Genomic DNA, 23914 nt, shown 5'->3' with positions numbered 1-23914 from the left:
TTTTTCTCCTTTCGAGAAGATTTAACCTCTCAATACATTTAATATTTGTTTTCTTAATGTTTTTTGCTTTCCATTTTTCAACAATGCATCTTCTGGAAAATATAATTTGTGATCAGATCGACGTTTACCTGATATTGCATCAACGATTTCAGAACAACGTGATAACTCTTTAATTTCCCCATTCGGCATTAATAATTGAATGGGCACTCTTTCCTCTTCTTCGCCAGGACGATAGAAATCATAAGGCAAATCCGATGTAGAATCATGTACTAAATAATATTTGGGATTGATCCCCGCTCGGATAAATAAGTCTTCTAAATCTCTTAATTTTTCATATTCATTTGCTGGATCAAATTCAATATATTTGAATAATCTTCTATTGATAAAACGGCGACTTAAATCGCTCAATATTGGATCTTTCTCTTTTATCCACATTTGAAAATATGTTAGTAAAATACTTTCATCTAATGATATATAATCTTCCAATTCAATATGGTTATTAAAAAACGCTTGAAAATGTGTAGGTTCGTGGATAAATTGATAATTTTCTTTACTTAGCTCTTTTGCACGATGAAGGATTTTATTTAAAATGACCTCAGCACTTCTAGCAACTGGATGAAAATAAACTTGCCAGTACATTTGATAGCGGCTCATAATATAATCTTCAACCGCGTGCATACCACTTGATTTGATCACAATTCGGTCTTCCTGTGGACGCATCACACGAAGGATTCTCTCCATATCAAAATGTCCATAACTAACACCTGTGAAATAGGCATCTCTTTGTAGATAATCCATACGATCCGCATCAATTTGGCTTGAAATCATACTAACAACTTGTTTATTGACATACGTTTTAGCGATGACATCTGACACTTTTTGTGGAAAATCAGGTGCGACACGGCTCAATACTTGATTTACCTCTGTATCACCTTTAATGATCGCTCTTGTGTACTCCTCATGATCTAAATCAAAAACATGTTCAAATGCGTGGGAAAATGGTCCATGACCTAAATCATGCAATAACGCCGCGCAAAGCACTACTAGGCGTTCGCTTTCATCCCATTCTTTTCTACCTTTGAACACATCATCGACCATTCGCCTGACAATTTCATAGACCCCCAAAGAGTGACTAAAGCGGCTATGTTCTGCGCCGTGAAACACCAAATAAGTCGTACCGAGCTGTTTAATACGACGTAAACGTTGAAACTCTCTTGTACCTATTAAATCCCATATCACTTGATCGCGCACATGTATATAGCGATGAACCGGATCTTTGAATACTTTCTCTTCGTCTAGCTTTTTAGTCGCATAACTCAATTCAAGCACTTCCACTCTTTCTATTTTAAAGTTCCGTAATCTATATATTTCAACATTATAAACGAAAAAACCACCTTATTGAAAGGTGGAAAAAGTCGTGTTATGAAAAAAATAATGATACGTTTTTATTTTCATTCGTTTTCTTGATAACTTTCTGGTAATCTTTTTTGTGATTTCAATTTGGCGATAATTTTTGGTATTAATTCCTCTTCCGTATGCGCCGCGCATGGACGATTGTTGACGATTGTAAATGTTTTGCGAAGTCCAGGACCGCAGTATGATTGGCATTTAATATCTATCGTAGCATCAGGATCGATTGCTTTCAGTTTAGGAATTAATGTTTTTAAATTAACGGCCTGACATTCATCGCAAACACGGAATTCGTTTGCCATTTTGTCTACAACCCTTTCTATATTTCAGTTTTAAGTCTATCTATTAGTGTATCGTATTTCCTATCTTTCGTTCAAGATATTTTATCTAATAAAGCTATTACAAGTTTATGAATAAAAAATATAAAAACTGTCTAGGCTAATCCTATGAATGAAATAGGAGGTTTGAAAACAATGAAAACAAGACAAGATGCTTGGTTACCAGAGAATGATGAATTATTGGCAGAAGCTGTTTTACGCCATGTGAAAGAAGGAAGTACTCAGCTTACCGCCTTTGAAGAAGCAGGTGATGCGCTGAACCGTACCGCTGCTGCTTGTGGTTTCCGATGGAATGCGGTAGTACGCAAAAACTATGAGAAGGAACTAGCTTCTGCTAAAAAAGAGAGAAAGGAAAGAATGCGAATTTATGGTGCTTCTGCTCGTAGAAGAACAGCAGGGCTTTATCTGCTACCAAACGAAAAGCATAATGAAGTCACACGCACGATTCCTCTTTCTGCAATGTCCATTGACCTTGTAATTGCCTATTTAATGCGTTTACAACAAAGTAACTTCCATGATGAGGAAATATCAAGATGGCGGCATTTAGCAAATATTGCGAATGACAAGGCAGCGAAAATGGAAAAAGAAGTACTTCGTTTAGAAAAAGAACATCGTAATATGAAAAAAGATTATGATCAATTTATGCAAGTGATGAACCGTGCAAGACGTTTAATGACGCTTGGCACAGAAGATGAGCATATTGCTCCTGTCTTTACAATGGAGCGAAACGGAAATCTTGTCAAAAAAGAAGATGCATCCGTAGGTATAGAGGAATAAAGTGAAACTTCCTGCCCATTAATGCGGGATAAATACAAAAATAGACTGTAAACAAACTCCAAAATTTGTTTACAGTCTTATTTTGTTTTATTTGCATCAATTTGAGGCTCTAATTCTTAGATAGCATCGATTGATTTCTTTCAAGCACTCTCTTTAAGTAGAAAGTATACAGTTCCATTTCGCCTGTCTGTAATGTTCCTATTTTCACCTCATCGCTTAAAGAGATTAATAATTGGTGTAATGTGAGAACGGTTTGTTGCACAGTTAGCGATTCATCTAATAATTCGTTTAAAGAAGCCATTACTTCTGGTTTTATAATAGGATATTGAAACTTTGTTTTCTCTCCTTGCAAGCTAACCTCATAGAAATCTCGTACAAGCATGGCTCTTTCCACTCCGCTACCTTCTATGCATAGATAAATTTGTATGGCAATCCCTTGGCGTAAGCGACGTTGTGAAATCCCTGCAAATTTCTTGCCAGCAATACTTAAATCATATGAACCGGGACAATAAGATCCTACAATCTCATAAGCTTCGATTTTATCCGCAACCTGTGGAAATAATCGCTTAATCAATGTGACCATAATCTCATAGCCTGTGTTAATATCAATTTTTTCCTCCCGCTCAGATAAAACAAGTGATATATTCAATACACCCGAATCTAACACAACCGCTAGTCCACCAGAATTGCGTATAATTGGCTCAAATCCTCTTTTTTTTAATAATGCCATTCCTTCTTGAATATGTGGTAATCGATGATCCTGTATACCAAGCACAACGGATTGATCATGGACCCATGTCCGAATAGTAGCTGGTGATTGCCCTTGCCCTACGAGATGACAAAGTGTGTCATCGGCGGCAAATGATTCTAATGGCGAATGCCCTATACCGCTGATAGATTGATCCCAAAAACGCCATACGGATTGTTGTAAATAATTCTTCATCGTTCAATCTCCTGAAATTATTTTATATTGATCCCGCTTTAACGGGCAGTAAGACCCCATCTCAAGATTTAGAGAGAAACGAAAAAGAGGTCTTACTGCCCGTTAAAATCCGATTGGTTCAGGCGGGCAGGATGTTGGTCCCTCAGATGCTGCCACAGGACGTCGCATTTTTCACTTCCATTCCTCTATTCCAGTGGGGAATGAAGAAAACCCCCACTGATGGAGTTTCACTTTATATTAAGCATACATGATTTGTCCAAACATCTCATGTCAAATTCGTGAAACTCAAACGTTCTACGTACTCCTATCAAGCTTTTATGTTAAAATAAGCGTGAATGATTCTCAATAAGAAGGAGTGTCCATAATTATGATCGAAGCAGCAAAAACACTAGACGGTTGGTACGCATTACATGATTTTCGCTCAATTGACTGGGCTTCATGGAAATTAGTTTCTGAAGAAGAACGCCAAGCAGCTGTTGATGAATTTATCAACTATCTAGAAAAAATCAACGAAGCAGATATTGCAAAAACGGGTAGCCATGCTTTCTACTCAATCTTAGGGCAAAAAGCCGACTTCTTGTTAATAACAATGCGTGAAACAATGGAAGAACTGCAAGATCTTGAAAACGAATTCAATAAACTAGCGATTGCTGATTTTACAATTCCAACATATTCATATGTATCTGTAGTTGAACTTTCTAACTACTTAACAAGCAAACAAAACGGTGATGGACCTGTAGAAGATCCATATCAAAATCCACATGTTCGAGCACGCCTATATCCCGAATTACCACGTTGGGAACATATTTGCTTCTATCCAATGGATAAACGCCGTCAAAAAGGCGCTAACTGGTATATGCTAGAAATGGAGGCACGTCGTGAATTAATGCGTTCTCATGGTTTGATCGGACGTAGTTATGCAGGAAAAGTAAAACAAATTATTTCTGGTTCAATCGGATTTGATGACCATGAATGGGGCGTTACACTATTTGCACATGACGTTCTTGAATTTAAAAAACTAATCTACGAAATGCGCTTCGATGAAGTTTCAGCACGCTACGCTGACTTTGGTGAATTCTTTGTTGGTAACATTATGGATAAAGAAAAATTAGTTAAATTCTTAGAAGTAAAATAAAGTAAAGATTCCATCAATAGAGGGTTTTCTTCATCCCCACACTGGAATAGAGGAACTCAGGTGAAAAACGCCCCACGTCCTGTGGCAACACCTGAGGGACCAACATCCAGTTGGCCCGAACCAATCGGACTTTAACGGAGAAAAAGTCCAGCTCTTCTTTTACACGAATAAAAGGAGCTGGGCTTTTTTAATAGGCAAAACGTTTATCTAGCTCTGCTAGTTTTTCAATTATTTTCTCTTCTACTATCGAGTCTTTTTCAATACTTTCATCCGCATAATGAGACAATATGGGATGTTGACCAATCATCACACTGTGTTGAGCATTCTCAAACATCGTTATATCATTGACATCATTGCCGAAAGCGATATATTTTCCTTTTTGAACACCTAGCTTTTGAAGAGCGCTCCATTTATGAATTCCACAAGGGCTAATATCTAACATACCCTCTTGATGATGAGTATGTATAATGACATCTAGGTTTTCAAGCTTTTTCTTTAAACTCTCCATATTAAACGATGTTAAAACTGCTATTTTGACGATGTGTTCTAATCTTTCTAATGGTCTATTGACTGCAAGTTTTTGGGTATCTAAATGGTTTAAAATGGGGTGATCTACTGGACCTGTATAAGAATAATCCCAATCTCCATCGATTAAATAAGTAGCATGATATTCTTCTATTAGTACTTTTATCTGCTTTAAAGTCCTATCATCAAACTCCGCATTTTGCTTCACATTTCCATTCATACATATTAGGGAACCATTGCCTCCTACCATTTTATAGCCATGAAATCTTTTATGTAAAACCAGTAACATATCGCGTATTGGGCGAGCAGAAGCAAAAATGACTTCATGCCCTTTCTCTGTTAAATGCTCCATACTATATAATATAGGTTCAGTAACAGGCTTTCCTTCAAAACAAATCGTACCATCTAAGTCAAAAACAAATTGCATATGAATGAACACTTCTTTCTATATTTTTACATCATGGATTTTTAAACCTCTAGTTGAAAATAGATAATGGTATTCAGCTTATTTCTGTCCTATTACATATAGGGACATCTCAGTTTTAAATTATTTCCCTTCTTCCAACAAATTTATACATGATCTATGGGTTCTTATTTTAGAAAACTGTCATATATAAAGAAGAGGAGGTTATGTAATGCCTGTTGTGAAATCAACCTCAAGAGAACTTGATTGACTAGCTCGACTCATGAGGGCAGAAGTAGAAAGTGACGGTGATCTTGGTATGCTAATGGTTGGCAACGTTGGTGCTAATCAAGTTTTAGGCGATTATTTGGACTTTCGAGATACGATCATAGAACGAATGTTTTTCAAAGTCCCGATAGTTTTGAAGCAATATAACCAGAAGCTACTTTGACCAGAGAGCAAGATCGTCATTTAGCCCAACGTGTTACGAATGGTGAACGATTCCACCCAGCAACCCGAGTATTATGGTTTTTTCCAACCGGTAGGTAATTGTCCAACAGATTGGTACGGTCAGTGGAACATCGACCGTTTTAAAGCACATTGGCTTTTTACACCGTCAGTTGATGATTGCCCACAAGTATAATATTTTGAAAGGAAGATGTAATGGTTCAATATTATTGGACACCAAATTATCAAGGGGCTACGCCATATCCCAGTGGTACTATTTATCCGGGTAGCACGCCTTACCCAACCGGCGCTTCTCAAACCTCATCTGGAACACCACCTGTTGCTAGCCCTGTTGTTCAAGGTCGAGAACAATCATATATTGAAAACATTTTGCGCTTAAATCGTGGGAAAACTGGAACTTTCCACTTTTCTTTCGAACATGCAGTAGCAGCTGGAGAAAATACGATTGCCATAAGGGGTGTTGTCGAGGCTGCGGGTCGAGATCACGTTATTCTACGTGACATCAGAACAAATCATCGGTTCCTCTTCCCTATGATTTATTTTGACTATGCCGAATTTGATGAGCAAATGAGTTACTTTGACCAAACACCATAAAACACCAAAAAAATGTCATGTGTTATAAAATAGCACATGGCATTTTTCATTTTAGAAATTAATAAGCTGTTCGAGCTGGCACCGCTTTTATTTGTCTAGCTGCACCGGCTTGCCGCTCGAGGTCACTTCACCTTCTCGGTCGAAAGTGAAAAAGACACTTTCGATTCGAAGCTTCCAGTGCTTGTCGCAGCTGTTCGAGCCGGCTCCGCTTTTATAGTTTCGATGCAGCTAGGATGACCATTAGCCATGCCACTAAAAATAATACACCGCCAATTGGTGTAATCGCGCCTAATACTTTTATTTGCGTAATAGATAACACGTATAGACTCCCTGAGAATAGAATAACTCCGATAAACATAAGAATTCCTGCACGTGATAGCATTGATGTAGGACCCAGAAGACTTTTACTCATTAGTATGCCAATCACGATTAAACCGATGGCATGAAACATTTGATAATGTACAGCAGTTTCCCATACAGCTGCATAATGTTCTGTTAATACATTCTTTAAAGCGTGGGCACCAAATGCACCAAATGCCACTGATAGGAGGGCAAATACAGCACCTGCAATCATATTAAATTTCATAACCTTTTAACATTCCTTTCTAAAAGTCAAAAATTGAATCACCATTTGCATCGTCTTCTTGCAGTTTGTTGGCGTTTAAAGTCCGAGTAGCTTGTACAGAAGGTTGCTGTGGTAATTGGGGCTCAGTACTTATCATCATTTTAGGAATATGATTCGTAGACGATGGCTTTGATCCTTCGACATGTAATGCCACATCACATAATGCGCGAATAGCAGAAAGTTCTTCACGTATTTGTGTATCATTCATGGCGGATTGAGCTTTAACAACATGCTTGGCTATCTCTGCTACAACTACTTCATAAGAAATCATTGTACATTTCCTCTCACTTTCGGCTCAAACTTTAAACAATCCATACCTGACGAGTTTTTTACGATAATTGAAGGGATCGCTTTACTTTTGAATTGATAAGCACGACACCCTCTAGGATTTTGCGGATCCCAGGTGATGAAAAAGTGTCTACATTTAAAACAACTCTGTTGCATCATACATCCCCTCTCCTTCTTCAGTGCTCCATTTTTACTTTTGATCGTTTTATTGTGTGGAATAACTGCTCCTTTTCTTTTTGGCAACATACTGTGGGCAGCTTTTTATTGAATTATATCACTCAAAAACAAAATAAGTATACAGCAAAGAAATGATACTTTTCTTCTTTCTCTTAGTTGGCTATTGATAAAGCGTTTCTATTAACATTTTATAACCTTTTTCATCAAAAGAAATATCTATTCTATCTATTTTTTGAGAGTTAGGTACAACAAAAGTTGTTTGACTGAATTTCGTTTTTGTAGGTCCAATTACGTTAAAAATAAAGTAAAGCATCCATCAGTGGGGTTTTCCTCATCCCCGCTGATTGACCATAAAGATGAATAGTCGCACAGGACAGACGCCTGCTTGGACAGTGGCTTTGGCTATGAGCATTCCTGTCTTCGTTACGGCTCCTAATCCTTTGGTTTCCACTGCGATAATTTAAGAGTTTCTAATGCGTAGGATATCCACTTGGCAAGAAACTCGGCATCTCCGTTGATTACATCTCATTTAAATAATAATGAATCTAATTAAAATCATTCGGATTTTAAAAAGCCTTCAACCTCGATGGAGATTGAAGACTTTATTTATAGCTTGTTTTCAAGTTATTTTAGTATTACTTTTTGGGAATAATCATTCATTTTTAGTCCTTTGAATGAAACGGGAGAAGACTTAAATTTTCTCGTTCGTGGATACAATTCATTTTTCCGTGGATGAGCGAGCGACTTCCGTGGATGGAATGTATTACTCCATGGATAGAATCGTATTTCCCATGGATAAAGTCCTATTTCCCGTGGATACTATTTTCCGTGGATAAAAAGCAATTTCTTCCCTGAAATAGAAACCTTTTTTCCCTGATATAAAGTGGGATTTTCCTTAGATGGCTATTTTGTCAAATCAAAGTCGATTGGCTCCTCACCCCATGCAATAAGCTGATGGTTGATCTTGGAAAAAGGACGACTACCAAAGAAGCCTCTATGTGCACTCAAAGGGCTTGGGTGTGGTGCCTTGATAATAACATGACGTTTGGTATCAATCAGTCTTTCTTTTTGTTGTGCAGGTCTTCCCCATAGCACAAAGACGATTGGTTTTTCTCTTTGAGATAATTTTTGAATCACTGTATCCGTGAATTGTTCCCAACCTTGATTTTTATGTGAATGGGCTTGATGAGCACGAACAGTGAGTACTGTGTTTAATAACAAAACCCCCTGTTGTGCCCATTTGATTAATGTACCATCACGAGGTATATCGTACCCCAAATCATCATGTAATTCTTGCAATATATTTTGTAAACTTGGTGGATGCGGTACTCCTGGTCGCACGGAAAAACTCATTCCTTGAGCTTGACCCGGGCCATGATAAGGATCCTGCCCTAGGATGACTACCTTCACCTTATGATAAGGTGTATAACGAAAGGCATTCCACATATCTTGCATCGGTGGATAAACTGTTTGCGTAAAATATTCTTGTTTTAAAAACTCACGCAATTGTAAATAATATGGTTTATCAAATTCTTCTCCTAATACAGCTTGCCAATCATTATCAAAAATAATTTTTGTCATTTACTACTACTCCTTAAATTTTACTGTGACATGGTACCCGACTAGTGAGAACATATCCGCTACTGAATTTTTTGCGTTTTTCTCAGCAATTTTAAGCACACCTTGTGTTGTTGCCTCTTCAATCATCTGTTTTTTTGCCTCATCTGCTAAATCATAGCCCTTTTTAATATCTGGCTTACTACGGAATAAGCCTGTATCCGTAATTACCTGTGCTTTATCAAGATAAATCTCTGGTTCTCCTAGTATTTTAGCAGCTGGTAGAGTAATTGTAGCTGTTTTTTTCTTCTCATCGACTTCTATATTTTTTTCGGTTACACCTGAAAAATCAACACCTGCTTTAACACCACCAGGGACAATTACCAATACTTTACTATTTATTCCAGGCAAATCCATTCCAATTTCTTTTCCAAACAGTTTATTATCTTCCTGCTCAACCACAGCCTTCGTATATACTTCTACTGTTGTTAACTCATTTAGATCTTGTATTCGCTCTACAAATGAGCCCTTTTGTTCTGCGAAACTATTTCCTTGAATAAGGTTCCATGTTACAAACGGTACGATTAAAATTATTAAAATAATAAATAAAATACCCCACATTTTCCAAATATTTAATGATTTTATCCCCCATCTATTTTGAAAATGAGTTTGAGAACCTTGTGCAGCCTCCATAATGGTGGCTGCCTGTTCTTCCTCTACATGAAGATTCCTTAGTAATTTTTCTAACTCTTTATTTTTTTTCATAAGTATCCCTCTTTTCTTAATCTTATTATATCTTTCTTAATCTTATTATATCTTTCTATTTATCTATTTTTAAGTTATTGTAGCGAAATAATAGACTAGTTGTCGAAGCATCAAGTTTCAATATCATTTATTTTTCTCATTCTATCAACCTACATCAATAAAAAACAGCTGAATGGAGCAAATAAAATCCAAAGCAACTATGCCATACAGTTGAAAAATAATGACTGATATACAAAAAATAAAGCATATGTACCTGAAAAGGTGGAGTCAGTAGGAATGATTTTCTTTTACCTGCTCTTTTTGATCATGATGGTTGTATTTATTGCTTTAGTGATGGGCTCTATCACCAAAATCACTATATTATAGCAACGATCATAGCTTTTATCACAATCAATGTTGTTATTTTTTGTGGGAAATGATTCAGTCAGTTTCTCTTTCAAGTTAAAACTGACCATATTAAATTTATGCTTTTTGACTATTTTCTTCTATTCAGTTTAATACATATAATAAGAAGCGATAGAATTGCGCATATTCCGCTTATGAAAAAGCGATAAAAGGACAAGCTATAATAGCTGTTATCCGAAAAATTTGATCATTCCATTTACAAAGGAGTTTTTTAACTATGTCATTGAAAAAAACATTAACAATCGCTGGTTCTGATGCATCAGGTGGTGCTGGTTTAGAAGCAGATTTAAAAACATTCGAAGAACACGGAACTTACGGTATGGCCGCTGTTACTGTAATCGCTACAATGGATCCAGATAATAACTGGTCTCATGGCGTTTATACATTGCCAATCGATACTCTTAAAGCACAACTAAAAACAACTTTTTCTACAGGTATCGATGCACTTAAAACAGGTATGTTATCAACAGAAGAGGTGATTAGAACTTCTGGTGAAGCCATTAAAGCTTCAGGTGTACAAAATGTTGTCATTGATCCAGTTATGGTATGTAAAGGGGAAGATGAAGTGTTGAACCCTGGAAATGTTGATGCCATGATTACATACTTACTTCCACTTGCTTTAGTGACAACTCCAAACTTATTTGAAGCAGGTCAATTAGCAGGCATCAAAACACCTAAAAATATTGACGAAATGAAAGAAGCCGCTGAAAAGATTCACGCCCTCGGTGCGAAAAACGTTGTCATCAAAGGTGGTCGCTCAATCGATCCCCTCAAAGCATTCGACTTATACTATGATGGTGAAAAACATTATTTATTGGAAACACCAAAAATCAATACAACTTATAATCATGGCGCAGGTTGTACGTTTGCTGCGGCTGTTACAGCAAACCTTGCAAATGGTCTTGATGCAAAAGCAGCCATTATTGAAGCAAAAGAATTTGTAGCTGCTGCCATTACTCACGGTTGGAAATTAAACCAATTTGTTGGACCTGTTATGCATGGTGCAAAAGCCGTTTATGGAGCTCCAGAAATTACAGTAACAGAAATTTAATAACTAAAAGAGCAGACAAAAGAGAGCTTCCACTCTATTCTTATAGGTGGAAGCTTTTTTATACTTTATGATAGGACAAAATTCAATTATGCTTTTTTCATCATTTTTAATACCATTTTTTTAATTGTACTTTGCGTCGGCACCATAAATAAACGGTGCTCAATAATAAACCAGCAGACATCAAAAGTCCTGACACCGCTGTTATGAGACAAATCCATTCGTATATGGAATACTCGAAAACTTTCATCCAATTATAATCATTGCCCCATTCATTTATAACAAGGTTCATCCCAAAAATGCCAGAAATCACTGAGAACATCGTTAAGATAAATAGTAATTGGTTTTGTCTTTGATCTGCTTTTTTTTCCTGATTAACATAGAGGGCATCCAATGTTTTGGCAACATCTCCAAATAACTCATCAATCCTAAAAATATTACGTAATCTTTTAGCCGTTTCCCTACTCGATGATCGACTGCTAACTTCTTGGAAATAAAATTTAGAAGAAAACATGGTAATTTGTTTCATTAATTTTTCGACATATATTTCATCCTTTCTCCAAGAAAGTTCACTATATCGAAAGGATAATTCTAATAATGTTAGTTTATAAAAATAGTGTAATAATACATTGTAATAATGAACGCCCATAAATCGAGCTCTTGCTTTCTTTCTCAATACATCGTCCGCTTGCCGAAAAACAATCGTTGTCTGAACATGTTCTGTCGTGATATCGCATAATTTTGGCATGTATCGATTATTGACCTTCGTTTGTAAATAGTCTTTCATATGTTCTTTATTTCCTGCAGAAACTAACGGAATGCCATCTTCTGTATAGCCGTCTAATTGACTAGCTCGATAAATCTGCTCAATAGGCAATTCATCTTCATCGACTTCAATATAGGAGGAAACAAGCATCCGCTCATCTTCAAAAAAAGGCAAGCTTCCATAATAGCCATTTCGTACTTCATCATGAATGGTAAAAGGCTGAATCTCTGGACAAATATACATCATGATGAAATCATTTATCGTATGAAATGTATAAGATGAAACAAAAAGTCGAACGCCTTTTTCATCCAATGTTTTGGGTTCTAGTATTCGAAAATGATGCATAAAATCCAATGCTTCGGATAATGAATACTCACTGTCTAATTCAATACGCAGATTGACGAATCCAACACCAAATGGGCAAAGGATCACATCAACACTTAATATTTGAAAATGATAATGACGTTCATGAATGACTAATTCACCTTTTTTCGGAATCGCTTTCGAAAAACGATGGAAAGCATCTTCATCCATACTACTTGGAAAAAGACGGCGTTCTATGTACGGCAAAAAATGTTGATTCAGTGCAATGTTCGAAATGTGGATATCTCCATAATAGGCAGATTCCTGTGTTTCATCTTGCAGATCAAAAAATTTAAAACCATTTGCTAATAACTCTTCTGACAATTCCTTATCTTTTTTAGCGACAAATAAAAAAGGCATCATAGACGTCATCAATGCTTTTGAAATCTTACTTTCTTCGTCCACACTTGGTAATGTAAAGTTCACCCTTCTCGCCTCCCATAGCTATTATTCCCATTATAGCCTTTTTTATAAACAACATTTACATGAATCAATTTCATAATGCAAAATTTAGATGAAAAACACGAACATTTCGAATCAACACGGACATTAATATTCAGAAGTTTTTGTTCCGCTCCAGACGGCGCTTTCCACGGGCTTGGCTTCAATCTCCTCGGGTCGACACGATGTTGACCCCGAAGCCGTTGCCACAGGACGTGGCGAACTTAGGCTTTGTCCCTTAAAATGTGCCTGCGGGGCTTTCAGCTCAAGCTTTTCCCGTAGGACTTTGAAAAGCCTCCTTGAACTCACACCGCACGAAGAAAATGCATGCATTTTCGAGGAGTCGCCGTCTTCCGCTCCACAACTATCAAAATTAGTTATTCTTAAATGTTCGTATTTTTTAAAAAGAAAATGATTTATGAAATTGATTCACATGAACACCAAAATAAATAGACTGCTATATAGTGAAACTTCACTATTGAGGAGTCCTTTTATCTCTCAATGAGTATTGGTTGAACCACTCGGACTTTTACAGACAATTTGTTTCTCATTCCTGTTTTTACTTGCGGCTTGATGTGGAGACTGACTGTTTGTGATTGCGTGATCAGTCCAAAAGATACTTAGTAATCGCATTTATATAGAGAATTCACTATACTAGGAGAATAGGATTCTATCCCTTGAAAGGAGCATTTTGATGGAAATAGTAGATACAAAAAAGCTTCAAGAACTTTTAAATTCCTTTGCTAATAAGGAAGTCTATATACACTTAGAAACGACGAACGGTGCCTATGCAAGTCACTTCGATGAAAAAGTATTCAATGCCAGCGCCTTTATACGTAATGTCAAATTACGTTATGAACTAGGGAAAGTAACACCAGATTCCCCGCATCGTATTGGCTTGAAATTACACGACAATGGCTGGGTCTATGCACAAGGTATTACACACTATGAATTAGATGAACTGGGTCGCTTATTGATGGCTGGACACGGCTATGACGGCAAATTAGCTGTCGCTTTAGAAATTAGCGAAAAACCATTTGCATACTAAAAGGAGTTGAATTTCATGCTACAACCTGAACGTCAAATACTAGTTGTATTCCCTCATCCAGATGATGAAGCATTTGGAGTATCTGGAACATTGGCACAATACGCAAAAGTTGGTACACCCATTACATATGCATGCCTTACTCTTGGCGAAATGGGACGTAATCTTGGAAATCCACCTTTTACAACACGTGAAGGACTGCCTCTTATCCGTAAAGAGGAGTTAAAAGCCTCATGTGACGCGATCGGCATCAAAGATTTACGTATGATGGGTCTGCGGGATAAGACTGTTGAATTTGAAGATGATGAGAAAATGGTTCAAATGATCACGGATCTAATCGATGAATTAAATCCTTCCCTCATCATCACCTTTTATCCAAATTATGCAGTACACCCTGATCATGAAGCTACTGCAAGAGCTATTGTTCGAGCAGTACGGCGCATACCTGAAGAAAATCGTCCTCGCCTATATGGTGTCGCATTTGCTAACGATACTTTAAAAGGGCTTGGCGAACCAGATATTGTGAATGACATACGCGATGTAAAAGAGGCGAAATGGAATTCCATGCATGCACATATTTCACAAACTGGCTGGATCCTTCAAGAAGAAGCCAAACGAAAAAACGAAGGTGCTACAAATGAGGATAACTGGCTCACAATTGAACGTATGTATTCTTACCGCTGGCATGAAGATTTTGAAGCTAGCTTCTAATTAAAATCCAAAGGGCTACACTACACGAAAAGATAAAGACACTGAAAAATTCAACCCATCTCCCAAAATGTGATAAATGACTGCTTTAATTCTTAAAACAGAAGAAGGGATTAAACGTTTATCAATAAAAATGGCGAAATTATTATTTTTCAGTGTCCCCAGAAATTGTAGATGTATAGCCCTTTTTTCAAAACATTGATTATGATAAAAAGCCACTTACTCCATCCATTTTCTTCATTTTCGTAATTATTATATAAAATATTTAGAATTAACTTAAAATTTTGCGATTTTAGAGATATAATAAGTTAAACTATTTTGATGACTACTGAAAGCAGGAGGTTTTAAGATGACTGTACAACAAGAAAATACTGTACAGGTAGAGAATGTACTAATCGCCTATCAATTTTTGAAAGACGTCGTCGTGCATACACCTTTACAAAAGAATGAATATCTATCTGAAAAATATGAGTGTAATGTTTACCTAAAACGTGAAGATTTGCAACACGTACGCTCATTTAAATTACGAGGCGCTTACTATAAAATCAAAACAATCGAGGAAGAAGCCCGCGAACAAGGTGTTGTTTGTGCTAGTGCAGGAAACCATGCACAAGGTGTTGCATACGCTTGCGCCCATTTAGGTATTCATGGACATATTTTCATGCCAACAACCACTCCAAAACAAAAAATTGACCAAGTTCGAATGTTTGGTCGTGAATTCGTCGAAATTATTTTAGCTGGAGATACTTTCGATGACTCCGCGAAAAGTGCAATAGAATTCTCAGATGCAGATGGACATATTTTTATCCACCCATTTGATGATGCAGAGATTATTGCCGGACAAGGAACAGTCGCTGTTGAAATTATGAACGATATTGAAGAGCCTTTAGATTACGTTTTCGGTACTATTGGTGGTGGTGGCTTGATGTCTGGAATTGCCACATATGTGAAAAATGTTTCACCACAGTCATCTATTATTGGTGTTGAACCTGCTGGTGCTGCAAGTATGAAAAAAGCACTTGCAGAAGGTCATCCTGTAGAATTACCGCATATCGATAAATTTGTTGATGGTGCTGCCGTTCAATGTGTGGGTGAAAAAACATTTGAAATTTGTAACAAATATTTAGATGATATCATTATTGTGCCAGAAGGAAAAGATTGTACAACAATTTTGGACTTATATAATAAGCATGCTATCATCGCAGAGCCTGCTGGTGCTCTGCCTGTTGCTGCACTCGATTATTATAAAGATCAAATCAAAGGTAAATCCGTCGTCTGTATTATTAGCGGTGGTAACAACGATATTAGCCGTATGCAAGAGATCAAAGAAAAATCACTTATCCACGAAGGATTGCTATACTATTTCCTAGTCAGCTTTCCACAACGCGCAGGAGCACTTCGTCAATTCCTAACTCAAGTTTTGGGACCTGAAGATGATATCACAACTTTCGAATATACAAAGAAAAACAATAAAGAAAGCGGCCCTGCACTAGTCGGGATTGAATTGAAACGTCCAGAAGATTATGCTGGATTACTTGAACGTATGAAGAACAACAACTTCTCATTCCAAGTTGTGAATAATGATCGTACATTGTTTGCATTGTTAGTATAAAATTGGTCATAAACACTGCCAATACCTAAGAAAACTTCTCCTTATAAGCATAAAAATGAAAATCTTCCTTTGTAAATAATCGTAAAAAAGCCTCCAAAGAAGCCATGATCTTTGGAGGTTTTATTGTATGAAATAACCATTATGATAGGCAGCCATATGACTTTTTTTATATTGTTCAAAGTCATAAAGAAGCTGCTCATGCATTATTTTGGACTTTTGTACACTGATCCAAAAAATATCAAAGGAATACCTTGAAACTGGCGATTTCAATTTATCAAGACGCTTTTGGATGTCTTTTTTAGAATTTGTAGATGTAGCGATCACTGTTGCTTTACCGACGCCAGGATAATTTGTACAATAGATACCCTCAATTTCATGCCAGTATATTTTATGGTGGCTAAAATCTACATATACCCCTTCTTCATCCCAACAGATCCCTCGCATTTTCATACGCGCGATCAAGTAATAAAAACCTAAAAATGAAAACAAAAAGTAAACGACGATACCTATAACGAGCATCACTATTTGACGCCACGTCCAACTATTCAAATCTGGATTGCTGGCTATTTGTGCAACGACACCGATGATCGTTAAAAAACCAAAAATCAGTAATAAACAAATACTCCACATATTCGGCAAAAATTTATTCATCTAAATGCTCCCAGCTTTACATATAGGATTTTCTCTATCAATGTTATTTCATCTATTTTACAGCCATTATCGTAACTTTTAAATGTATCTTTTAAAAATTAAAATGGTCATCCATTCTCTATTATTTTAAGTTGATTCTATTATAGCGGATATTAAAGAATTGAGCTTTAATTGGATATTAAACTTAAAAAATTGATATTTTTAGACTCTACACCAAAATCTGTTCTTGGCATAAAAATTAGATGTCCTACTGATTTCCGCTACGGCTTGCACGCTTTCCTACGGGCGAACGCTGGGAGCAACAGGATGTTATCACGGAGTCGTTGCCACAGGACGTGGTGTTCTTAGATTTCGTTCCTTAAATCGCTCCGTGCAAGATCTCATCTGTTCGCTTTTCCCATGGGACATTGAATTGGCTTCATCGAATCAACACCGCACGAAGGAAATGCGTATGCATTTTCGATGACTCGAGCAAGCCGCAGCGAAGATCTAGCTAAAGCTAAAATTAACTATTAAACACTATCTTTTACCAATAAATATGCCTATTCATTTCGTCAAGCACATGTTTTGGCAAAGCCTCTATTTTAAAAGTTTTAGAAGGTTTTTATAGAATTTTTTTATATGGCTAGAAAACTATTTCTATATTCTAAGATATAAGACCGTTTTTAGTCATTATGACAAAGCATATAAAGATCGCATTATAGCGTGGATTCATTATTACAGCCAGCAAAGAAAAACTCGGTATTAAGAACCCTATTTAACCTAGGATTCTTAACACCGAGAGAGTCGCCTAATATTCAATTTGATATAATATCTAACTCTTTAAAAACTACGTCCATGAATGTGTTTGATGTTATAAAAGTGCCCATCAATAATGATAAGAAAAATGGTTTTTTTGGTAGCAAATTATAATGAACCCCAAATAGACTTTCCTCCAGTATGTCCAGTTCTCTTATGCACATTTTTATCTACTAACTGCAAATATCCTGTTCTTTCATGATGATGCCATACATACCCTGACGGAGTCTTTCCAGATCTGATTTCCAATTGCTGATATACAGTAAATTTATTACTATAAATAGAATTTATCTCAATTTTTCTTTTTAGCCTTTCATTAGCCCAGTTAAATTGTCTAGTATTTGACGATTTCCAATATGCTTTTGGTAATTTAACTTGATATTTATGTTCAAACTTTGGGAAACCATTTTTAGTAAATTTAACATTAGTTTTAGGATGGCTTTTCCCTGCTAATTTTCCATTCCTAACAAGAATTTTTTTAGTTGTTTCCTTCAAGTATTGTCTAACATATATTTTTGCTCCAACAACATAAGTTGCTGCTTTTAATGCTGGTGTTATCCAATCATACGCTTTTGATAATTCCAAATAATTATCTTCACTATCAATCGGTGAGGTAGTATCTTCGAATTCTATCTTTGAATATGATGATAGATTATCTGTATCATTATAATTTAAATCTTCCGAAGATGTGTTATCAATTAAATAAGGATCATCAAATACAACCTCGTCATATATTTGTAGTCCACTTGATGTATTAACATAACCGGATAAATTACCGGTCCTAGGAACGGATAATAATCCTAAATCTCCATTTTCATATTTCCAATATTTATCAACTTCAGTCTCGGATGAATCCAATTCCGCACTTGCATAGCTAGGAAGAATCAGACTAAACAATAAAATAAGAATCATACAGTTTATAGTAATTTTAAACCATTTTTTCATATAACATCTCTTTTCCTTATAAAATATTTTTTATATATTTTTACAAAAAAGGATAACGTAATATAAATTACATTAAAAACATATAATTGTAAACAAAAATTTAAAATAATATTTAAATTATAAAAATTTTACATTATAATGTGTCTATAATACTTTTTTATGTGAAGGGATGAATTTCGTATGAATAAATTTTGGGCAAGTAACCCTGAAGATACATACAAATTAAAAAAGCTGAAAAATTCTGATATTAAGAAAACTGAAAAATTTTTTGACATTCAATTACCAAAAGAATATATTGATGTACTCAAAGTTCAGAATGGTGGGGAAATTATTTATAATGCTTTCCACAGTCCAAAACCTACTGCATGGGATGATACTTCCGGGTATATCGATCACATCTTAGGAATTGGTAAAGATTCAGGAATATTGGAAACACCCTATTATTTAGAAGAGTGGGACATGCCTAAAAATATTGTCTTAATTAGTGGAGATGGTTCAGAATGGATTGCTTTTGATTACCGAAATACCAAAACAGAACCTCCCATTATTTATATCAATAATGACAGTAATGAAATCATAACTATAGCTAATTCTTTTAGTGAATTTATTTCAAAATTATTTATTCAAGAAAATACTGGGGAACTCTTACTCGAAAAGTATGGAGCTCCTCAAACATCCCAAGAAGAGGTAGAACGTTTTATAAAAGAAAACAATATCGACGAAATAATTGATGCAATAAATATCATTGCTCAAGATATAGAAGAAATGGATCATATAGACTTAAATTGGTATACAGAAAAATTAATACAACTAGCTCATCATAGCGATAGTGAAATAAGAATATCGGTTATTGATGCCGCCAATACATTGGACTATTTACTAGATAAAGATATACTCTATAAACTAATAAACATACTAAAGAATGATACGGATCCTGATGTTTTAAGTTCTGTTGAAATATTGCAAGAAAAAATAAGATAATATTTTTTACCATCGATGAGTGCAATAATTACTTATAAAAAGTCTTGTTTACAGTTAATTTCATGACAAAGCATATAAAGATCGCATTATAGCGTGGATTCATTATTACAGCCAGCAAAGAAAAACTCGGTATTAAGAACCCTATTTAACCTAGGATTCTTAACACCGAGAGAGTCGCCTAATATTCAATTTGATATAATATTCAACTCTTTAAAAACCTCGTCCATCAGTATCTCTCCGAATGATCTTTTTATTTTTCCAAATAGATCTTTACCGATTACAAGGCTCTTTAGATACTTTACACACTTAATAAAGTTCGATCGGATACCATTTTCTCTCCGCGTATGTGTTGGAATTGAAGCATCAAGTCATCTATTTGTAAATCTTTTTTCAGAGATGGTTCGACTTCTAAAATAATTTGTCCCTTATCCATCATAATTAGACGATTTCCTAAATCGATGGCTTGTTGCATATTATGTGTAACCATCAACGTTGTTAGTTTATCTTTTTCTACAAGCTGTTTTGTTAAATTAGTAATTAACTCTGCTCTTGATGGATCGAGAGCAGCTGTATGTTCATCTAGTAAAAGGATATTTGGTTTTGTAAAGGTAGCCATCAATAATGACAGAGCTTGGCGTTCTCCACCAGATAACAGACCAACTTTGGCATTTAAACGATTTTCAAGATTAAGATGCAATGTTTCTAATGATTCCTTGAAAAATTCTCGGCGCTTTTTATCTACACCTATTCGAAGCGTTCTTTTTTGATTACGTGAATAAGCGATTGCTAAGTTTTCCTCAATCGTCATTGTTGGCGCTGTACCTGCCATTGGATCTTGGAATACACGACCGATAAAATGCGACCGTTTATGTTCTGGCAGTCTAGTGACATCCTTGCCATTAATCTCAATCTTCCCAAGATCTGGTGTTAAGGCCCCTGAAATCATATTCATCATCGTAGATTTACCAGCACCATTACTACCAATAACAGTGACAAAATCACCTGTTTTCAACTCTAAATGAATATTATCTAAAGCAATTTTTTCATCGGGTGTCGCTTCGTTGAAGATTTTATTGATCCCTTCTAATTTAAGCACTCCTCTTCCCCTCCTGTTTCACTGCTCTAGCATGTTCAGCACGGCGTTTAGCTATGCGGGATTTCTCTTTTTGCTTTGCTCTTAAAGTTGGGATAACTAACGCGATCACTACTATAACAGCCGTAATTAGCTTCATATCACCTGTATCTAAAAATTCAACTTGCAATGCTAGTGCAAGAACAATTCGATAAATAATGGCTCCGAAAATAACAGCAAACGTTGTACGAGCAATTGTTTTGGTACCAAAAATAGCTTCACCGATGATAACAGAAGCTAATCCAATCACAATCATCCCAATGCCCATACCAACATCTGCAAATTTACCGTATTGTGCGATCAAAGCGCCTGATAGTGCAACTAGACCATTGGATAACCCCAAGCCTAAGATGGTTAATGTATCGGTGTTTGCAGAAAAGCTGCGGATCATTTTGCCATTATCACCTGTTGCACGAATAGCTAAACCAATTTCTGTTTTGAGGAACCAATCAAGGACAAACTTAATCGCAAAAGTCAAAATAAACATGATGAAAACTGTGCCCCAAGTATTTGGAACATGTTCAACTCCCATGTTTGATAACATACCATTGAAAGCTTTATCGATTCCTAGTTTTCCCCAGAATTCAGAGAATGCTGTGAATAATGAATCGGAATTGGCAAGTGGAATATTGGGTCGTCCAACAGCTGTATCTATTGTCAGCCCCATTATTCGTAAATTAATCGAATATAAAGCAATCATCATTAAGATCCCTGATAATAGTGAATTGATTTTTGCCTTCGTATGCAAAAGACCTGTAATGGAACCAGCAGCAAAGCCAGCCAATGCTGCACATATTGTGGAAATGATCGGATTGTATCCTAATGTGATCATTGTTGCTGCTGTTGCGGCACCTGTTACAAAGCTACCGTCTACTGTTAAATCAGGAAAATCTAACACTCGGAATGTAATATACACTCCGAGTGCCATGATTGCATAGATGATCCCTTGCTCGACTGAGCCGAAAATTGCTGTAAACATAAAGAATCATCTCCTATCTATTTAACTACTTCTGCTTTCCATTCATCTTTGACGTCTACGTCAATTTTATCTGCTGTTGTTTTGTTGATTTCAAGTTTTAATTTTGTAGGATATGCAACAGGGATATCTGCTGGTTTTTTACCATTTTTCAAGATTTCCACTGCTTTTTGACCTGCTTCATAACCGATATCATAATAGTTAAAGCCATATGCTCCAAGACCACCACGTGCTACAGAGTCAAGTTCCCCTACCATTACAGGAATTTTCTTATCATTTGCTACGTCTAGTACTGACTCAAGAGCTGACACAACTGTATTATCAGTAATGATATAAAAGGCATCCACTTTACCAACTAATGATTCTGTCGCCTGTTTTACTTCTGCTGATGTTGATGCTGACGCTTCAACAATTGTGATGCCCGCTTTTTTTGCTTTTTTTTTCGCAATATCTACTTGTGCACGAGAGTTTTGTTCACCTGAGTTAAACACCATTCCTACTTTTTTAGCACCTAATTGTTCTGATAAAAATTTAACTGTATTTGGAATAGCATCAGGATGTGTATCAACCGTACCTGTTACATTACCACCTGGTTTTTCCATTGATTTTACAAGTTCTGCACCAACTGCATCTGTCACCGATGTGAAAACAATTGGAATATCAGATGTTGCCGCAGCTACCGCTTGTGCACTTGGTGTAGAGTTAGCAAAGATTAGATCGACGCCGCTTCCTACCAAGTTATTGGCAGCTGTCGTATTAACACTTTGATCCCCTTGAGCGATTTCAGTTTGATATTCAACTTTTAATCCTGCATCCTTAAGAGCCGCTTTAAAACCTTTTGTAGCTTGGTTTAATGATGGATGTTCTACAATTTGTGTAATTCCGACTTTATATGTTTTGCCTTCTGTTGCATTAGAATCCTTTGTATCAGATGACGAATTATTTTTACTACCGCACGCAGCTAAAGCTAATACGATGATAGTTGTCATCAAAAGCAATGCGTACTTTTTCGTTTTCTTCATAATATCCCCCTCAAATTCTTGTTGTCTCTTATTCTTTTAGTAACTAAACACAGTAATTATTACAGAAGACTTTTATAACCGTCAATAATATTATGAATGTTTAAATTAGTTTATCGCGTTGAACTTCAACGCTTCACTGCGATGAAATGCTTGTTTATAAGGATTCTCCATACATTTTATAAAATGTGTCCGTTTTGTGAATCTTTTAAACAATCTACTGCGTTATACATTTCTATTTTCAAAAATATGATTTGACATTTCCATTTAATATATTTACAATGTAAATTTATTTCTAACAATATCGCGGTTCGAAACCATCCCACGTAAAAAAACTAGGGGGAACTAAAAATTGAAAGTAAAATCAATGGTTATCAACGGGATTATTGCAGCACTATATATTGCTGTAACAATGCTTGTCCAACCTTTTGGCTACAATGCTATACAATTTCGTCTATCAGAAATGTTCAATCATCTTGTTGTTTTTAACAAAAAGTATATGATAGGTATTGTTTTAGGAGTCTTCATCGCCAATCTGTTTTCACCGCTTGGTATGTATGATTTAGCATTTGGTGTTGGGCAATCGATCTTATCGCTTGCCATTACTATTTGGTCAGCTCGCTTTATTAAAGGACAGGCAACACGTATGATCTTTAATACGATCGTATTTACGATTATGATGTTCCTAATCGCCATAGAGATCCAACTTGTGGGAGATATCCCATTTGCACTTAAACCATTCTTATTGACATGGCTTACTTGCGCGGCTGGTGAATTTGCAGTCATGGCTGTAGGTATTCCTGTGATGATGCTATTAAATAAGCGCCTTCATTTTAATAAATTGATAGAAGAATAGACGGTTTACACGCAAAAAGAGCAATTTCTTTGAAACTTTCATTGAAATGCTCTTTTTCTTATTGTAGATATCTGAAAAACCTAATAGAGTGAAGCTTCCATCAGTGGGGGTTTTCTTCATCCCCCATCTATCTTTCTCGTTTCTCTCTATATCTTGAGATGGG

Annotated in this window: 24 protein-coding genes and 1 riboswitch; of the genes, 10 read left to right on the top strand and 14 right to left on the bottom strand. The window is 36.0% G+C overall.

Annotation, left to right across the window (positions count from 1 at the left end; genetic code table 11):
• Nucleotides 1-21 precede the first annotated feature (21 nt).
• A complete protein-coding gene (locus FEZ13_RS12280) occupies nucleotides 22-1320 on the bottom strand; it encodes an HD domain-containing protein (protein ID WP_146552945.1) in 1299 nt (432 codons plus the stop codon).
• Between the two features lie 131 nt (nucleotides 1321-1451).
• Nucleotides 1452-1712 carry a YuzB family protein gene (locus FEZ13_RS12275; RefSeq protein ID WP_146550210.1) on the bottom strand — a complete coding sequence of 87 codons (261 nt, stop codon included), beginning with the start codon at nucleotides 1710-1712 and terminating at the stop codon, nucleotides 1452-1454.
• A gap of 171 nt (nucleotides 1713-1883) precedes the next feature.
• Between FEZ13_RS12275 and FEZ13_RS12270 the strand changes: the two genes are divergently transcribed.
• A complete protein-coding gene (locus FEZ13_RS12270) occupies nucleotides 1884-2525 on the top strand; it encodes an RsfA family transcriptional regulator (RefSeq protein ID WP_146550211.1) in 642 nt (213 codons plus the stop codon).
• Between the two features lie 109 nt (nucleotides 2526-2634).
• Here the strand turns inward: FEZ13_RS12270 and lipL are convergent, their stop codons facing one another.
• On the bottom strand, nucleotides 2635-3468 hold the full coding sequence (gene lipL, locus FEZ13_RS12265) for an octanoyl-[GcvH]:protein N-octanoyltransferase (RefSeq protein ID WP_146552944.1): 834 nt from the start codon (nucleotides 3466-3468) through the stop codon (nucleotides 2635-2637).
• Between the two features lie 367 nt (nucleotides 3469-3835).
• Between lipL and hemQ the strand changes: the two genes are divergently transcribed.
• The gene (gene hemQ / locus FEZ13_RS12260; RefSeq protein WP_146552943.1) at nucleotides 3836-4603 is read left to right on the top strand and encodes a hydrogen peroxide-dependent heme synthase; all 768 of its coding nucleotides are present in this window, start codon (nucleotides 3836-3838) and stop codon (nucleotides 4601-4603) included.
• Nucleotides 4604-4790: 187 nt separating this feature from the next.
• Here the strand turns inward: hemQ and FEZ13_RS12255 are convergent, their stop codons facing one another.
• Nucleotides 4791-5555, bottom strand: a complete 765-nt coding sequence (locus tag FEZ13_RS12255) for an HAD-IIB family hydrolase (protein WP_146552942.1) — start codon at nucleotides 5553-5555, stop codon at nucleotides 4791-4793.
• A 469-nt stretch (nucleotides 5556-6024) separates the two neighbouring features.
• Between FEZ13_RS12255 and FEZ13_RS20505 the strand changes: the two genes are divergently transcribed.
• The gene (locus FEZ13_RS20505; RefSeq protein ID WP_370467700.1) at nucleotides 6025-6174 is read left to right on the top strand and encodes a hypothetical protein; all 150 of its coding nucleotides are present in this window, start codon (nucleotides 6025-6027) and stop codon (nucleotides 6172-6174) included.
• Nucleotides 6175-6194: 20 nt separating this feature from the next.
• Nucleotides 6195-6593, top strand: a complete 399-nt coding sequence (gene gerQ, locus FEZ13_RS12245; protein WP_146552941.1) for a spore coat protein GerQ — start codon at nucleotides 6195-6197, stop codon at nucleotides 6591-6593.
• A 211-nt stretch (nucleotides 6594-6804) separates the two neighbouring features.
• Here gerQ and FEZ13_RS12240 read toward each other — a convergent pair whose 3' ends face one another.
• From FEZ13_RS12240 to FEZ13_RS12220, 4 genes are all read right to left on the bottom strand, one after another.
• Nucleotides 6805-7179 carry a DUF423 domain-containing protein gene (locus FEZ13_RS12240; protein WP_146552940.1) on the bottom strand — a complete coding sequence of 125 codons (375 nt, stop codon included), beginning with the start codon at nucleotides 7177-7179 and terminating at the stop codon, nucleotides 6805-6807.
• Between the two features lie 19 nt (nucleotides 7180-7198).
• Nucleotides 7199-7489 (bottom strand): YwdI family protein, encoded by a 291-nt coding sequence (locus FEZ13_RS12235; protein ID WP_146552939.1) that lies wholly within the window; start codon nucleotides 7487-7489, stop codon nucleotides 7199-7201.
• A gap of 1097 nt (nucleotides 7490-8586) precedes the next feature.
• Nucleotides 8587-9264 (bottom strand): uracil-DNA glycosylase, encoded by a 678-nt coding sequence (locus tag FEZ13_RS12225; protein ID WP_146552938.1) that lies wholly within the window; start codon nucleotides 9262-9264, stop codon nucleotides 8587-8589.
• A gap of 6 nt (nucleotides 9265-9270) precedes the next feature.
• Nucleotides 9271-10005: a DUF4230 domain-containing protein gene (locus FEZ13_RS12220; RefSeq protein ID WP_146552937.1), complete on the bottom strand. Its 735-nt coding sequence runs from the start codon at nucleotides 10003-10005 to the stop codon at nucleotides 9271-9273.
• A 622-nt stretch (nucleotides 10006-10627) separates the two neighbouring features.
• On the opposite strand from FEZ13_RS12220, the gene thiD reads away from it, so the two are divergent.
• Nucleotides 10628-11461: a bifunctional hydroxymethylpyrimidine kinase/phosphomethylpyrimidine kinase gene (gene thiD / locus FEZ13_RS12215; protein WP_146552936.1), complete on the top strand. Its 834-nt coding sequence runs from the start codon at nucleotides 10628-10630 to the stop codon at nucleotides 11459-11461.
• Nucleotides 11462-11567: 106 nt separating this feature from the next.
• Here the strand turns inward: thiD and FEZ13_RS12210 are convergent, their stop codons facing one another.
• Entirely contained in the window at nucleotides 11568-13013 is a 1446-nt protein-coding gene (locus FEZ13_RS12210; protein ID WP_146552935.1) for a magnesium transporter CorA family protein, read from the bottom strand.
• Nucleotides 13014-13722: 709 nt separating this feature from the next.
• Between FEZ13_RS12210 and FEZ13_RS12205 the strand changes: the two genes are divergently transcribed.
• The 3 genes from FEZ13_RS12205 to ilvA all read left to right on the top strand — a co-directional run bounded on the left by FEZ13_RS12205 (nucleotide 13723) and on the right by ilvA (nucleotide 16393).
• Nucleotides 13723-14076: a YojF family protein gene (locus FEZ13_RS12205; RefSeq protein ID WP_146550223.1), complete on the top strand. Its 354-nt coding sequence runs from the start codon at nucleotides 13723-13725 to the stop codon at nucleotides 14074-14076.
• Between the two features lie 15 nt (nucleotides 14077-14091).
• Nucleotides 14092-14784: a bacillithiol biosynthesis deacetylase BshB2 gene (gene bshB2, locus FEZ13_RS12200; protein WP_146552934.1), complete on the top strand. Its 693-nt coding sequence runs from the start codon at nucleotides 14092-14094 to the stop codon at nucleotides 14782-14784.
• Between the two features lie 346 nt (nucleotides 14785-15130).
• Complete coding sequence (ilvA, locus tag FEZ13_RS12195; RefSeq protein ID WP_146552933.1) at nucleotides 15131-16393, top strand: threonine ammonia-lyase IlvA; 1263 nt, start codon at nucleotides 15131-15133, stop codon at nucleotides 16391-16393.
• A 120-nt stretch (nucleotides 16394-16513) separates the two neighbouring features.
• Here the strand turns inward: ilvA and FEZ13_RS12190 are convergent, their stop codons facing one another.
• Entirely contained in the window at nucleotides 16514-17044 is a 531-nt protein-coding gene (locus FEZ13_RS12190; RefSeq protein ID WP_146552932.1) for a hypothetical protein, read from the bottom strand.
• A gap of 906 nt (nucleotides 17045-17950) precedes the next feature.
• Nucleotides 17951-18787, bottom strand: coding sequence for an HNH endonuclease (locus FEZ13_RS12185; RefSeq protein WP_146552931.1), 837 nt, complete (start codon nucleotides 18785-18787; stop codon nucleotides 17951-17953).
• Nucleotides 18788-18967: 180 nt separating this feature from the next.
• Between FEZ13_RS12185 and FEZ13_RS12180 the strand changes: the two genes are divergently transcribed.
• On the top strand, nucleotides 18968-19768 hold the full coding sequence (locus FEZ13_RS12180) for an SMI1/KNR4 family protein (protein ID WP_146552930.1): 801 nt from the start codon (nucleotides 18968-18970) through the stop codon (nucleotides 19766-19768).
• 298 nt (nucleotides 19769-20066) lie between these two features.
• On the opposite strand, the gene FEZ13_RS12175 is transcribed toward FEZ13_RS12180, so the two are convergent.
• From FEZ13_RS12175 to FEZ13_RS12165, 3 genes are read right to left on the bottom strand one after another with little or no spacing between them, the layout of a single operon-like run.
• Nucleotides 20067-20864 carry an ABC transporter ATP-binding protein gene (locus tag FEZ13_RS12175; protein ID WP_146550227.1) on the bottom strand — a complete coding sequence of 266 codons (798 nt, stop codon included), beginning with the start codon at nucleotides 20862-20864 and terminating at the stop codon, nucleotides 20067-20069.
• Nucleotides 20857-21879 (bottom strand): ABC transporter permease, encoded by a 1023-nt coding sequence (locus tag FEZ13_RS12170; RefSeq protein WP_146550228.1) that lies wholly within the window; start codon nucleotides 21877-21879, stop codon nucleotides 20857-20859. The genes FEZ13_RS12175 and FEZ13_RS12170 overlap by 8 nt, the downstream gene beginning before the upstream one ends.
• A 17-nt stretch (nucleotides 21880-21896) precedes the next feature.
• On the bottom strand, nucleotides 21897-22898 hold the full coding sequence (locus FEZ13_RS12165) for an ABC transporter substrate-binding protein (protein ID WP_146552929.1): 1002 nt from the start codon (nucleotides 22896-22898) through the stop codon (nucleotides 21897-21899).
• 297 nt (nucleotides 22899-23195) lie between these two features.
• Nucleotides 23196-23240, top strand: a riboswitch (PreQ1 riboswitch).
• 22 nt (nucleotides 23241-23262) lie between these two features.
• On the opposite strand from FEZ13_RS12165, the gene FEZ13_RS12160 reads away from it, so the two are divergent.
• A complete protein-coding gene (locus tag FEZ13_RS12160) occupies nucleotides 23263-23751 on the top strand; it encodes a QueT transporter family protein (RefSeq protein ID WP_370467706.1) in 489 nt (162 codons plus the stop codon).
• Nucleotides 23752-23914 lie beyond the last annotated feature (163 nt).

Origin of the sequence: Rummeliibacillus sp. SL167 (assembly GCF_007896505.1) — a bacterium.
GTDB classification, from domain to species: domain Bacteria; phylum Bacillota; class Bacilli; order Bacillales_A; family Planococcaceae; genus Rummeliibacillus; species Rummeliibacillus suwonensis.
Note: the sequence above shows the minus strand (reverse complement) of the source record. Positions and strands in the feature narration are given on the sequence as shown.